Below are 14,155 nucleotides of genomic sequence, written 5' to 3'. Positions count from 1 at the left end.
GGAAAATCCTTTCGTGCATGGACGGGTTAATTCCCGCTGTGCTACAATATACAAGGCTTATATGTGGTTAATTCTGCCGCCGTACGTGTTGGCAGTAAGACGAAAAACGAGGTGACTAGCTGCGTGGTATACTTTCTCATCGCATTGATTGTTTTTCTTATTGACCAAGGAACGAAGTATTTGATTGCAACCGGAATGGAGTACGGTGATCAAATTCCAATTATAGGAAACTTCTTCCTCATTACATCCCACCGCAACAGCGGTGCGGCATTCGGAATATTGGAAGGCCGACGGGTGTTCTTTATTGTGATAACAACAGTTGTTGTTGTCGCCATTGTGTGGTATTTACAAAAAGTGAAGCACTCTCCTAACAAAATGCTTCCTATAGCGTTGTCCCTTGTATTGGGCGGAGCTCTAGGCAACTTCTTGGACCGTGCTGTAAGTGGTGAAGTTGTTGATTTCCTTCAGTTTAATTTCGGTACCTATACATTCCCGATTTTTAACGTGGCGGATTCATGTATTGTTGTTGGAGTGATCTTAATTGTGCTGGATTCATTCCTTGAAATACGCAGAGAGAAACGGACTGCCGTTTCAGCACAAGAACAACAAGAGGAGAAGGTATGAACGAGAATAAACCCTTAGCTGATTCGGAAGACGGAATGATGGAGTGGAAGGTAGAGGCTGCATCAGCCAAGGATCGGATTGATAAATATGTTAAATCGCTACTTGACGAGGATATTTCTCGTAGCCAAATTCAACTTTGGATTCAAAATGGGGATATCACAGTTAATGGAGCACAAGTCAAAGTGAATTATAAAGTGGCTGAAGGTGACACGGTAACGTTAGTTGTCCCTGAACCGGAATATGCTGAAATTGTTCCTGAGAATATTCCACTGGATGTCTACTTCGAAGATAAAGATGTTATTGTGGTCAACAAAAAGCGGGGCATGGTTGTGCATCCTGCTCCAGGGCATTCAACAGGTACATTAGTGAATGCATTGATGCATCACTGCCAGGATCTTTCTGGTATAAACGGAGAATTACGCCCAGGTATTGTTCATCGAATTGATAAAGATACCTCTGGTTTGATTATGGCCGCTAAGAATGATAAAGCACATGCTTCACTTGCTGCCCAGCTTAAAGAGCACACTGCAACCCGTAAATATTTTGCACTTGTTCATGGCAACTTGAGTCATGATCAGGGGACTGTGGATGCTCCGATTGGGCGAGATCCTCATGATCGTAAAATGTATACGGTCATTGATCGTAACAGTAAGCATGCGATAACGCATTTTCAAGTTATGGAACGTTTCGGTGATTATACGCTTCTGGAGTTAAAGCTCGAGACGGGAAGAACACATCAAATTCGTGTTCACATGAAATTTATAGGTCATCCACTAGTGGGTGATCCTATGTATGGCCGAAGTAAAGGCATTAAGATGGACGGACAAGCTTTGCATGCCGCAGTTCTTGGATTTGTTCATCCTTCTAGCGAAGAGTACTTGGAGTTTACCGCTCCATTACCAACGGATATGGAAGAACTACTTCATGCACTTCGTAATCGGTAGTTATAGAATCACTATGATAAAACACCTCTTGATGTTATTTCGCTTCTGAGCGAATTAACACAAGGGGTGTTTTTTATGAGAGTTGTTAGAGCAATGTAGCGGAGGATCGAAATGATTCTGGAAAAGCGGAGCGGTCGCCTTTAAGTCCTTGATTTTCATCCTAGACCCCATTCATTCAGGAAATCTGGATTTAACAGCGATTGGAAGAATCATCCGAATCTGTAGCGTCTTGTTGCTCTTGCGCTAGCCTTATGGAATAAAAAGTACAAACGTTGTGGTAATTAGTCCATTCTCTAAAATTCCATCTTCCGGCATATTTAATAAAGTAGATTTTCTTTGAAGGAGATGGATGATATGACAATAGAGAATTACCTAGATACCTATATTCAGAGCCAATTTGCTGACCGTATCGGTGGGGCGAATTACGGTAAAGATACAGCAATATATAAATTTGAGAAGATCAAACGGGCAAAAGCAGCGGCGAAAAAGAATTATCCTGATGTGGAACTGATCGACATGGGAATCGGCGAGCCTGATGATATGGCGGATGCTGGCATTGTGTCCAAACTGGCTGAAGAGGCAGCTAAGCTCGAGAACCGGGGATATGCTGACAACGGTATACAGGAGTTCAAAGAAGCAGCTACGCAGTATCTAGAAGAGGTATTCTCAGTAGCTGGGATTGACCCCATTACGGAAGTCGTGCATTCCATCGGCTCCAAACCTGCATTAGCCATGCTTCCTACCTGCTTTATTAATCCTGGCGACATTACGATTCTTACCGTTCCTGGTTATCCAATTCTAGGTACACACACAAAATATTTGGGCGGCGAAGTGTATACAGTACAACTAACGGAAGAGAATAACTTTCTGCCTGATCTGGATTCGATCCCGGTCGACATTGCTCTCAGAGCCAAACTATTGTATCTAAATTATCCAAACAATCCAACGGGTGCTAGTGCTACGAGAGAATTTTTTGCGGAAGCGATTGAATGGGCGAAGAAATATAATGTCGTCATCATACATGATGCCCCTTACGCAGCTTTAACCTATGATGGGCAAAAGCCACTGAGCTTCCTTTCTGTTCCTGGTGCCAAAGATGTTGGAGTTGAACTACATTCATTGTCGAAATCATTTAATATGACAGGGTGGAGAATAGGTTTTGTCGCAGGTAATCCGCTCATTGTGAAGGCATTTAGCGATGTGAAAGATAATAATGATTCAGGTCAATTTATCGCGATTCAAAAAGCAGCAGCATATGGATTAGCTCACCCTGAAATTACAAGATCCATTTCTCTCAAGTATTCACGTCGTCACGAAATGTTAGTTCATGCTTTGAATGAACTTGGATTTACAGCGAAGAAGCCGAAAGGTTCATTTTTCTTATACGTAGAAGCACCGAAGGCTGTCGTGGGAGGACCTACTTTTCAGTCGGCAGAAGACTTTTCCCAGTATCTTATTCGAGAACATCTGATTTCAACAGTACCATGGGATGATGCTGGCCGCTTTATTCGTTTTTCTGTGACGTTTATGGCAAGCGATGAGGTTGCGGAACGAGCTGTTATTTCAGAAATTAAGAAACGCTTAGGGAAGGTTCAATTTCAGTTTTAATTGAAAATCTGAAGGCCAAAGAGGATGCGAAGAAATTCGAATCCTCTTTTTGTTTTTTTTGTAAAAGTATAAGCAGATTACATCGTTGCATAAATATAAATAATAATGTATAATTATTAAAAGTACTACATCATTTGTGAATCGACAGAGGTACGATTTGTATAGTTTTCCTTGTCATGGAATTACAATCAATTACCAGGTTCGTTGTCTTGACAGGCATAGCGCATTCTGTCATAATTCATGTAAATCAATAAGAACCTTTAATTCAGTCCCGTGAGGCTGGCAAGGTAACGTGAATGGGTTTTTAGGGAAGACTACGCTTATAATAGCGTTGATCTTGCCTTGGATCCACATGACAGTCATGGTTATATACTATGGCTAAAGACTCCTTGCCTAGATCAGGTAAGGAGTCTTTTTTTGCGCCTATCACGGAACCGGGTAAAGTCAATGTCCTGAGGAGGCAAAAGACTATGAGTACCGAGAGTCATATCATTATGGATGAAACTGCAATTCGACGGGCTCTTACAAGAATTGCGCATGAGATTTTGGAGAGAAACAAAGGTATTGATGGGTGTGTGCTAGCTGGGATCAAAACGAGGGGAGTATTTCTCGCCAAACGATTGGCCGAACGGCTAGAGGAAATTGAGGGTAAAGCAATCCCTTGGTTTGAGCTTGATGTTACTCCTTATCGCGATGATCGCATCGAAGCGATTAGGGGAACGGAACGTTCTTCTTTTTCAATATCGATTCATGACAAAAAAGTGATATTACTCGACGATGTTCTGTATACAGGGCGAACGATTCGTTCCGCAATGGACGCAATTATGGATTGTGGACGACCAGAATCGATTCAACTTGCGGTACTTGCAGATCGTGGACATCGGGAACTGCCTATTCGGCCGGACTACATTGGTAAGAATGTTCCAACGTCTAAGGCAGAAGAAATAGAAGTCCTCCTTCAGGAAATTGACGGTCGTGACGAAGTCAGAATTCTACAATTTCGGGGGGATAACTAACATGATGACTATGACCTCTTCTTTATTAAAAGAACGGAGTTTACTAGGACTTAAAGACTTAAGCGCGACTGAGATCATCTCTATACTCAATCGCGCTGCTTACTGGGAAGGACAGAGTGAGAAGGTCGTTCCGGTTTTAAAAGATAAATTCGTTGCTAATATGTTTTTTGAGAATAGTACTCGTACACGCTTTTCTTTTGAAATGGCACAGAAACGATTAGGTGCTGAAGTATTAAACTTCTCTGCGGCTGTATCTAGCGTGGAGAAGGGGGAGTCGATTTATGACACGGTTCGTACTTTGGAATCGATGGGAATCGACGCCGGAGTAATTCGGCTTAAACCAATAGGTCTACTAGAAGAGCTTGCAACGAAAGTATCGGTTCCGCTTGTTAACGCGGGTGATGGTAACAATGAGCATCCAACGCAAGCCCTTCTCGATATGTTTACCATGAAGCAACATTTTGGTGAACTGAAAGGTCTTAAAGTGTCGATTATTGGCGATATCAAACATAGCCGAGTGGCACGCTCAAACTTGTGGGCGCTCCAGAAGATGGGAGCCGAAGTTAAACTGACTGCACCGGAAAGTATGCAGGCACCTGAACTTGCAGCGTACGCACCGTATGTATCTATGGAAGAGGCGCTTTGCGCTGATGTAGTTATGATGCTACGAGTACAGCTAGAACGCCACGCTGATGGGATTTTGAAGTCAGCGGATCAATATCGATTGCAATATGGCATGACAGAGGAAAGAGCTTCAAAGCTTGCTCCACACGTCATGATCATGCACCCAGCTCCAGTGAACAGAAATGTTGAGATTGACGATGCCGTTGTAGAGCATCCTCAATCGAGAATTTTTAAACAAATGGCAAATGGAGTACCTATTAGAATGGCGGTAATGGAACGCGCCATGAAATAAGCAACAAAATTGCAGGATGTATTGCAATTGCACAATAAAGAGCGGGGGTTTATTCATGCAACTTATCATTTCGAACGCAAGTGTTTTGGATAGCAATGGTGAATTAGTACGAAGACATATTATTTTGCAGGATGGAATAATTCAATCAATTGAAGAAGATCTTGTTGCGTTCTCAGGGAACGATGCTGAAGTTACAAGTATAGATGCCGCAGGTAAACTTGTTACACCAGGGTTCATCGATATGCATGTGCATTTGCGTGAACCTGGTTTTGAACATAAAGAAACAATAGAGTCAGGCTCTAGATCTGCTGCTAAAGGTGGGTTCACAACGATTGCCTGTATGCCGAATACTCGGCCAGTAATGGATACTCCTGAGATTGTGAACTTGGTCAAGGAGAAGGCTGAAGCTGCTGGTCTAGTAAATGTATTGCCCTATGCGGCAATTACAAAAAGTGAGTTAGGTAGAGAGCTAACGAATTTTGCAGCTTTGAAGGAAGCTGGAGTTATCGGGTTTACCGATGATGGAGTTGGTGTACAAAGTGCACAAATGATGAAGGATGCCATGGCTCTGGCACATTCACTTGATATGCCTGTCATCGCTCACTGTGAGGACAACTCATTAGTGGTAGGTGCCCCAGTGGCTGAAGGAGAGTTCGCAAAACGCCATGGTTTGAAGGGAATTCCGAATGAATCAGAAGCGATTCATGTTGGGCGAGACATTCTGCTAGCTGAAGCAACAGGGGTTCATTACCATGTGTGTCACGTTAGCACAGAGCAATCGATTAGATTGATCCGTTTGGCTAAATCCATTGGCATCCATGTTACTGCTGAGGTTTGCCCGCATCATCTTGTTCTTTCGGAAGAAGATATCCCTGGTCTGGATGCGAACTGGAAAATGAATCCGCCGCTTCGTTCCAAAAGAGATGTGCAAGCATGCATCGAAGCTTTGGAAGACGGTACGATTGATATCATCGTTACGGACCACGCACCACATAGCGTGGAAGAGAAAGCAAAAGGAATGGAACTTGCACCGTTCGGAATCGTAGGTTTCGAAACGGCATTCCCACTACTTTACACTGAGTTTGTCGCGAAGGGCCGTTGGAGTCTTCCAATGTTGATTCAGCGTATGACAGCTGATCCGGCCAGGGTATTCGGGCTCTCCTCGGGGCAACTTGTTCCTGGTGCCCCTGCTGATCTGACCATCGTAGATTTAGAGAAGGAACAAGCTGTTGATCCTGAAACATTTGCTTCAAAGGGACGTAATACGCCATTCACGGGCTGGAAGCTTAAAGGTTGGCCAGTCGCGACGATTGTACGCGGTAATGTAGTTTGGTCCGAGCAATAATTTATTCATAAATCAAAATTATAAGTAGAACATAAAGGGAAAAGGGAGTGCTTCGAAATGCAGGCAAGATTGTTGTTGGAAGACGGGACACTGTTTACCGGAAAGTCATTCGGAGCAGAGGGCGACAAGACGGGAGAAGTCGTGTTTAATACAGGAATTACAGGCTACCAAGAAGTATTGTCTGATCCATCCTATTGTGGACAAATTGTAACAATGACTTATCCACTGATCGGCAACTACGGCATTACTCGGGACGATTTCGAATCCATCGCCCCATCAATTAACGGGTTTGTTGTACGTCGGTATGAACCGACTCCAAGTAATTGGCGCGCACAATATAATCTGGGAGACCTGTTGAAAGAGTACGGTATCCCAGGGATTCATGATATCGATACACGGATGTTGACTCGGATTATCCGTCATCATGGGACAATGAAGGGGATTATTACAACTTCCTCTAAGTCGGATCAAGAGCTCAGAGAAATGATGGCTTCTACTAGCATTGAAGAATTGCGTAATCAAGTGGCACAAACATCTACTAAACATATGTACACAAGTCCGGGATCGAAAGAACGTATCGTCCTTGTCGATTTTGGTGCAAAAAGCGGTATATTGCGTGAATTAAACAAACGTGACTGTGATGTAGTCGTTGTACCGCATGATATTACGGCTGACGAAATCCGTCGTCTGAAACCTGATGGTATTCAACTGTCGAATGGCCCTGGGGATCCGAAAGACGTGCCTTACGCAGCTAAGATGGTATCCGAGCTGCTTGGAGAGTATCCAATCTTCGGAATTTGCTTAGGCCACCAGTTGTTTGCTCTTGCTTGTGGTGCTGACACGCAGAAGCTGAAGTTTGGTCATCGCGGTGGTAACCACCCGGTAAAAGAATTGGAATCAGGACGCTGCTATATTACTTCACAGAACCACGGGTATACAGTAACTGAATCCTCGATCGCTGGTACAAAGCTGGAAGTAACTCACATCAATAATAACGATAAAACGATTGAAGGTTTGAAACATAGTGAATATCCGGCTTTCTCGGTACAATACCACCCAGAAGCTGCACCAGGACCGTACGATAACAGTTATTTGTTCGACCGCTTCCTCGAAATGATTCGAGAACATAAGCAGAATCATCCACAAAGATCTCGTCAGGCTGAACTGATGGCCGCTTCGAAAGGAGAACTATAATATGCCGATCAATAAAGAACTAAAGAAGATCCTCGTTATCGGTTCTGGACCGATTGTCATTGGGCAAGCAGCTGAGTTCGATTACGCTGGAACACAGGCTTGTCAGGCGCTGAAAGAAGAAGGCGTTGAAGTGGTTCTCATTAACAGCAACCCTGCTACAATTATGACGGACACAAATATGGCGGATAAAGTATACATTGAGCCGATTACTTTAGATTTTGTTACTCAAATTATTAGACAAGAACGTCCTGATGGTCTACTACCAACACTTGGCGGACAAACGGGACTGAACATGGCCGTGGAACTTGCACGCGCTGGTGTCTTGGAACGTGAGAATGTTAGGCTCTTAGGAACACAGCTTCATTCCATTGAGAAAGCGGAAGATCGTGATTTGTTCCGTGACTTGATGCGTGAATTGGAACAACCTGTGCCAGATAGTACGATCATTACTACAGTGGATGAAGCTATGCGTTTCGCTGAAGAGATTGGTTATCCAGTCATTGTACGTCCGGCATATACGCTTGGCGGTACTGGCGGCGGGATCTGTGCAACAGAAGAAGAATTGCTTGAAACGGTCGCTTCGGGTATCCGTTACAGTCCGATCGGTCAGTGCTTGATTGAGAAATCAATTGCAGGTATGAAAGAAGTAGAATATGAAGTTATGCGTGATGCGAATGACAACTGTATCGTTGTTTGTAACATGGAAAACTTTGATCCTGTCGGTGTACATACCGGTGACAGTATCGTAGTTGCACCGAGTCAGACGCTTTCAGATCGTGAGTATCAAATGCTTCGCTCGGCATCACTTAAGATCATCCGTGCACTGAATATCGAGGGTGGTTGTAACGTACAATTTGCTCTAGATCCTCAGAGCTTCCAATACTATGTCATTGAAGTGAACCCACGTGTTAGCCGTTCTTCTGCACTAGCTTCCAAAGCAACGGGATATCCGATCGCTAAAATGGCTGCAAAAATTGCACTAGGCTACACGCTCGACGAAATCGTGAATCCAGTAACAGGACAAACTTATGCATGTTTCGAACCAACACTAGATTATATCGTTAGCAAAATTCCTCGTTGGCCTTTCGACAAATTCGTGCATGCTAATCGTAAGCTCGGAACACAAATGAAAGCGACTGGCGAAGTGATGGCGATCGGACGGACATTTGAAGAATCAATTCAAAAAGCCGTTCGTTCCCTGGAAATTGGTACTCATCGCCTTTACTTAAAAGGTACGGAAGAATTGGATACAGAGACATTAGATCGACGCCTCATCCAAGCGGACGACGAAAGATTATTCTTAGTTGCTGAAGCGTTCCGCCGTGGTTACTCTTTGCAACAGATTCAGGATTTGAGTCAAATCGATTGGTGGTTCTTAGACAAGATCGAGCGACTCGTGAAGTTCGAAAGTGATATTGCGGCTGAAACTTCGTTATCCTATGAAACACTGTATGAAGCTAAACGTCTTGGATTTACAGATCGGGCGATAGCTGAGCTTCGTGCTAAGAGTCAACCGAATGGCAGTCATTTGACCGAAGAGAGTGTAACGAACTTCCGTAAAGAAAATAACCTTCGTCCAGTATATAAAATGGTTGATACCTGTGCGGCAGAGTTTGAAGCATCTACACCTTACTACTATTCTACTTACGAGACGGAGAACGAGGTTCTACGTACAGAGAAAGAGAAAATCGTTGTCCTTGGTTCCGGACCAATCCGGATCGGTCAAGGTATTGAATTTGACTACTCTACCGTGCATGCGGTTTGGGCAATTCAAAAAGCGGGTTATGAAGCGGTAATTATCAACAATAACCCGGAAACGGTATCTACGGATTTCAATACGTCAGATCGTCTCTACTTCGAGCCGTTATTCTTCGAAGATGTTATGAATGTTATTGAAGAAGAAAAGCCAGTTGGTGTAATTGTGCAATTCGGTGGTCAAACGGCTATCAATTTGGCAGCACCGTTAGAAGCAGCGGGTGTGCGCATTCTAGGAACTTCTCTGGAGAGCATCGATGAAGCTGAGGATCGTAAAAAATTCGAAGCACTTCTATCCAAACTGAGTATTGCCCAACCGACAGGTAAGACAGTGACCTCAGTAGATGAAGCGGTAGGGACAGCTCAGGCAATTGGGTATCCGGTACTTGTTCGTCCGTCCTATGTACTTGGTGGACGCGCGATGGAAATTGTATATACGGATGAAGAATTGTTGAAGTATATGACGGAGGCCGTTAACATCAATCCAGATCATCCGGTATTGATCGACCGTTATATGCTGGGTAAAGAAGTAGAAGTCGATGCAATCTGTGATGGTGAAACAGTAATTATTCCGGGCATTATGGAGCATGTCGAACGTGCCGGAGTTCACTCTGGTGATTCCATTGCGGTATATCCACCACAGCACTTGTCTGCAGAGCTTAGTGAGAAAATCGTGGATATCACCATAAAAATTGCTAAAGAATTGAAAACGATTGGTTTGGTAAATATCCAATTCGTTATTTATAAAGATGAAGTGTATGTTATCGAGGTTAACCCACGTTCCTCACGGACCGTACCGTTCTTAAGTAAAGTAACGAATATTCCAATGGCAAATGTAGCGACTCAGTGTATTCTGGGTACAAAACTTAAAGATTTAGGATACGTGGATGGTTTGTGGCCAGAGAGTGATTATGTCTCTGTAAAAGTTCCGGTATTCTCCTTCGCGAAGCTTCGTCGTGTTGAACCAACACTTGGTCCTGAGATGAAGTCGACTGGTGAGGTTATGGGACGCGATAAACAGTATGCCAAGGCATTATATAAAGGTCTGATCGGCGCAGGAATGAAGATTCCTACAACCGGAGCGATTATTGCTACCATTGCTGATAAAGATAAGGATGAAGCGGTTAGATTGCTTCGTGGCTTCTATAACATGGGCTACCATATTATTGCGACTGGCGGAACGGCTACTGCACTTACTGAAGCAGGAATTCACGTAACCACAGTTAACAAACTTAGTGATGGTACGCCGAATATTCTTGATTTGATTCGTAACGGCGAAGCTCACTTCGTGATTAATACCTTGACTAAAGGTAAGGAACCACAGCGCGATGGCTTCCGTATCCGCCGTGAAGCGGTAGAGAACGGAATCGTCTGCATGACCTCGTTGGATACAGTGTCTGCACTGCTAACGATGCTCGAGACGATCAACTTCTCGTCCCAAGCTATGCCTTCTCTGTAATATAAATTAAAAATATTTGAGCGCGGCTCCGGAAGCAATAAGCTTCGGAGCCGCAAGCATGACAGGAGGAGAATAAATGACGAGTAGTTTTAACCAAGCTGCTGGACGTTTAATGGTGGCTTTAGATTATCCTGCTGTGGATGAGGCAAGGAATCTGATCAAATCACTTGAAGATATTCCTTGCTATATGAAGATCGGTATGCAGCTCTATTATACGGCTGGTCCTGATTTTGTACGTGAATTAAAAAACCTAGGATATTCTGTGTTTCTGGATTTGAAAATGCACGACATCCCAAACACCGTGAAAGGCGGCGCGAACAGTATCACACGGCTTGGAGTGGATATGTTCAATGTTCATGCTGCAGGTGGATTGAAGATGATGTCAGCGGCTAGAGAGGGTGCTAGGGAAGCACTTGAGGCTAATTCCTCTCTCAAGATGCCACTCATTATTGCAGTGACGCAACTTACTAGCACGAATCAAGGCATGCTAAACGAAGAAATCGGGATTCCAGGTACTGTTGAAGATGCCGTTGTGTCTTATGCAGAACTCACGAAAAAAGCAGGTCTCGACGGTGTTGTTGCATCGCCGTTGGAAGTAAAGTCGATAAAAGAAAGATGTGGACTGCATTTTCAGACAGTTACTCCAGGTATCCGTCCGAAGGGCAGTGCAGCAGGAGATCAATCTCGGACTTTAACACCAGGAGAAGCAATGCGACAAGGAACGGACTTTATTGTTGTAGGTCGTCCTATTACCGCTGCTCCGAGCCCACGTGAAGCGTTGGAACAAATTATAGAGGAGATGAAGTTATCGTGATTAATTCTAATCAAATTGCACAGCAAATCGCTGATAATCTATTAACTATTGGGGCTGTAGCACTTCGGCCACATGAACCATTTACTTGGACATCGGGAATTAAGTCCCCTATATATTGTGACAATCGTCTGACGATGTCTTACCCTGAAATTCGCGATTTGATCGCTGAATCTTTCGCGGCTGTAATTCGTGAGTCTTATCCGGATGCAGAAGTTATCGCGGGAACAGCGACGGCGGGTATTCCACATGCGGCTTTTGTTGCCCAAAAGCTTGGGTTGCCGATGGCTTATATCCGTGATAAAGCCAAAGGTCATGGTAAAGAAAATCAAATTGAAGGAATTATCAAACCAGGACAAAAAGTTGTCGTAATCGAAGATTTGATCTCAACTGGTGGTAGCTCACTTAAAGCTGCTCTTGCTGTAGAAGCAGCCCAAGCTAAGCCACTTGCTGTACTTGCTATATTTAGCTATCAGTTGGATAAAGCAGTGAATGCATTCGCTGAAGCAGGTATTCCACTTCAAACGTTGTCCAATTATACGGCATTGATTGACGTAGCGGTTCAGCGTGGTGTCATTAAGGCTGAGGATTTAGAGCTGTTGAAGTCTTGGCGGCAAGATCCAGCATCATTTGGTAATTAAACTAGATACTGCGATGTAACGAAAGCCAGTCCCATCTTGAATGGGACTGGCTCTTTTAATAAATATTGAAATGAAAATCGTTTTTACTTATTTGAAGCTATAAGAAGCGTACCTTTCCGTATTACGTAGACTTGTCCAAATATCTGTGGTCTCGCCACCGATGGACCAGTAAGCAAACCCAGCAATTTTGCGGTCTGTGGCCATCCGGTATTTTAAAGAAAGAGAACGTGCTTCCTCCAGCCAGATTCGATGTGTGATACCATTCTTGCTATAATCACCGGTATATTGTCCAAGCTTACTATCCCAAATCGCCCTTACACCCAGCCGTTGTAATTTTTCATCTTGGTCTACAAGTGAAATATCTTCTGAAGAAACTGCGGTTCCATTGCGGTTTAGCGTCCAGTCACGATTATATAATGGCAGAGCCAAAATAACCTTCTCTGCGGGAACTTGCTTTAATAAGGTGTCTAGACCACTTTGCACCCATGATAAGGAGGCTACGGGACCAGGTGTTGAACCTCCTGACCAGTGCTCGTCATATCCCATGAGAACAAGATAGTCCGCTTTCTGGCCTAATAAACGATAGTCGAACGCCTCAGTCCAGTCTGAGCCCAGATCTGGGGAGACGTCAACAGACACTACAGCACCTATTGAGTGTAACTGCTCACTCAAACTTGAGACGAATTTGGAAAAATTCTCGCGGTCTGCGGGAAGTACATTTTCAAAATCTATATTAATCCCGTCAAAATCATATTTTGTTACTAAAGATTTGATCTTTTGGATGGCCGCAGCAGTTCGCTCAGAAGAGCTTAAGAACTGATGAGTTGTTTCTTGAGAGGATCGGTTGCCTAACAAGGGCCAAATTTTCTTTCCATTCTTCTTCGCCCAGGTAACAAGTGAGGAATTAGTGTAATCCTTTATGGTCTTATCGCTCTCAAGAAAAAACCAACGTGGGGATAGCACATTCACGTTAGATTTCATAATCGATTGCTCATATTCCTCATTAGTTTGTCCATACTGCCAGCCCATTTGTATTTTTGAGGCTTGGGTTGTAGATTCAAGCACGGTAGACCAACTGTTATTTTGAAGTAATCGATCTAGGAGTACCGCAGTCTCTTGTCTAGTAATATCTTGGTTGGGATAAAACTTCCCTTCACTACCTTTCATTAGACCCAGTTTTGTAATGGTAGATACATAGGGACGTGCCCATGAAGCTATCGCCGAGTTATCAGTATAATCGGTAGAGGACGATGAATTAGTAGTTTTCTGTTTCAAAGCTCGAATGATCCAGGTGGCAGCCTCCTGCCGTGTGATCGGTTTGGAAGGCTCAAACATTGCTCCCCCTGTACCTTCGGTCAACGCGAGCTCAGTAGCAGTCTGGATAGAACCGTAGTACCAAGATGTTGGAGCAACATCTTTATATGCAGGAATCATAGAAGATGAAGGTTCTAAACGCAGCAAGCGCACTAGTGTTGTAATAAATTCTGCTCGGGTAATCTTCTTTGTTGGGGAGAAGAGCTCGGATGTTGTTCCGTTCATAATTCCCTTCGAATGAAGATTGATAATGGAATCTTTAGCATAACTATTTTGTATATCCTTAAATGGCTCATTAGATTTCTTTTCTGTTATTGTTGCTGATAGTGCATTCATAGAAATGGCGGAAGTGAGCGCAGCAGTGACTAGTAGTGTAATTACTTTGATTTTTTTCAATGATAGGCTCCTTTTCCAAGCTATAATGATAGCTTCAGCTATCGTAACAGAATGTCTTTTAGAATTCAGTGTAAAAAATATGGAAAATAAATATCAATATCGTAAAAATTATTGTAACTTTTTGGTATGCTA

At 43.5% G+C, this 14,155-nt stretch carries 11 protein-coding genes; 10 read left to right on the top strand and 1 reads right to left on the bottom strand.

The window, feature by feature from the left end:
* The first annotated feature begins 123 nt into the window (after nucleotides 1-123).
* The 10 genes from lspA to pyrE all read left to right on the top strand — a co-directional run bounded on the left by lspA (nucleotide 124) and on the right by pyrE (nucleotide 12,313).
* Nucleotides 124-624 (top strand): signal peptidase II, encoded by a 501-nt coding sequence (gene lspA / locus IEW05_RS13455; protein ID WP_188539524.1) that lies wholly within the window; start codon nucleotides 124-126, stop codon nucleotides 622-624.
* A 35-nt stretch (nucleotides 625-659) separates the two neighbouring features.
* Complete coding sequence (locus IEW05_RS13450; RefSeq protein WP_373285833.1) at nucleotides 660-1,568, top strand: RluA family pseudouridine synthase; 909 nt, start codon at nucleotides 660-662, stop codon at nucleotides 1,566-1,568.
* 354 nt (nucleotides 1,569-1,922) lie between these two features.
* A complete protein-coding gene (locus IEW05_RS13445) occupies nucleotides 1,923-3,176 on the top strand; it encodes an LL-diaminopimelate aminotransferase (protein ID WP_188539519.1) in 1,254 nt (417 codons plus the stop codon).
* Nucleotides 3,177-3,646: 470 nt separating this feature from the next.
* Nucleotides 3,647-4,192 carry a bifunctional pyr operon transcriptional regulator/uracil phosphoribosyltransferase PyrR gene (pyrR, locus tag IEW05_RS13440; protein WP_188539517.1) on the top strand — a complete coding sequence of 182 codons (546 nt, stop codon included), beginning with the start codon at nucleotides 3,647-3,649 and terminating at the stop codon, nucleotides 4,190-4,192.
* 4 nt (nucleotides 4,193-4,196) lie between these two features.
* A complete protein-coding gene (locus IEW05_RS13435) occupies nucleotides 4,197-5,108 on the top strand; it encodes an aspartate carbamoyltransferase catalytic subunit (RefSeq protein WP_188540869.1) in 912 nt (303 codons plus the stop codon).
* 55 nt (nucleotides 5,109-5,163) lie between these two features.
* Nucleotides 5,164-6,453 (top strand): dihydroorotase, encoded by a 1,290-nt coding sequence (pyrC, locus tag IEW05_RS13430; RefSeq protein WP_188539516.1) that lies wholly within the window; start codon nucleotides 5,164-5,166, stop codon nucleotides 6,451-6,453.
* A 57-nt stretch (nucleotides 6,454-6,510) separates the two neighbouring features.
* Nucleotides 6,511-7,647 (top strand): glutamine-hydrolyzing carbamoyl-phosphate synthase small subunit, encoded by a 1,137-nt coding sequence (gene carA / locus IEW05_RS13425; RefSeq protein ID WP_188539514.1) that lies wholly within the window; start codon nucleotides 6,511-6,513, stop codon nucleotides 7,645-7,647.
* A 1-nt stretch (nucleotide 7,648) separates the two neighbouring features.
* The gene (gene carB, locus IEW05_RS13420) at nucleotides 7,649-10,861 is read left to right on the top strand and encodes a carbamoyl-phosphate synthase large subunit (protein WP_188539506.1); all 3,213 of its coding nucleotides are present in this window, start codon (nucleotides 7,649-7,651) and stop codon (nucleotides 10,859-10,861) included.
* Between the two features lie 76 nt (nucleotides 10,862-10,937).
* Nucleotides 10,938-11,675, top strand: coding sequence for an orotidine-5'-phosphate decarboxylase (gene pyrF / locus IEW05_RS13415; protein ID WP_188539499.1), 738 nt, complete (start codon nucleotides 10,938-10,940; stop codon nucleotides 11,673-11,675).
* Entirely contained in the window at nucleotides 11,672-12,313 is a 642-nt protein-coding gene (gene pyrE / locus IEW05_RS13410) for an orotate phosphoribosyltransferase (RefSeq protein WP_308420405.1), read from the top strand. Before pyrF ends, pyrE begins: the two co-directional genes overlap by 4 nt.
* An 87-nt stretch (nucleotides 12,314-12,400) precedes the next feature.
* Here pyrE and IEW05_RS13405 read toward each other — a convergent pair whose 3' ends face one another.
* Nucleotides 12,401-14,023: an S-layer homology domain-containing protein gene (locus tag IEW05_RS13405; RefSeq protein ID WP_229753365.1), complete on the bottom strand. Its 1,623-nt coding sequence runs from the start codon at nucleotides 14,021-14,023 to the stop codon at nucleotides 12,401-12,403.
* Between the last annotated feature and the right edge of the window lie 132 nt (nucleotides 14,024-14,155).

This window comes from Paenibacillus segetis (assembly GCF_014639155.1).
In the GTDB taxonomy this organism is placed as follows: domain Bacteria; phylum Bacillota; class Bacilli; order Paenibacillales; family Paenibacillaceae; genus Fontibacillus; species Fontibacillus segetis.
Note: the sequence above shows the minus strand (reverse complement) of the source record. Positions and strands in the feature narration are given on the sequence as shown.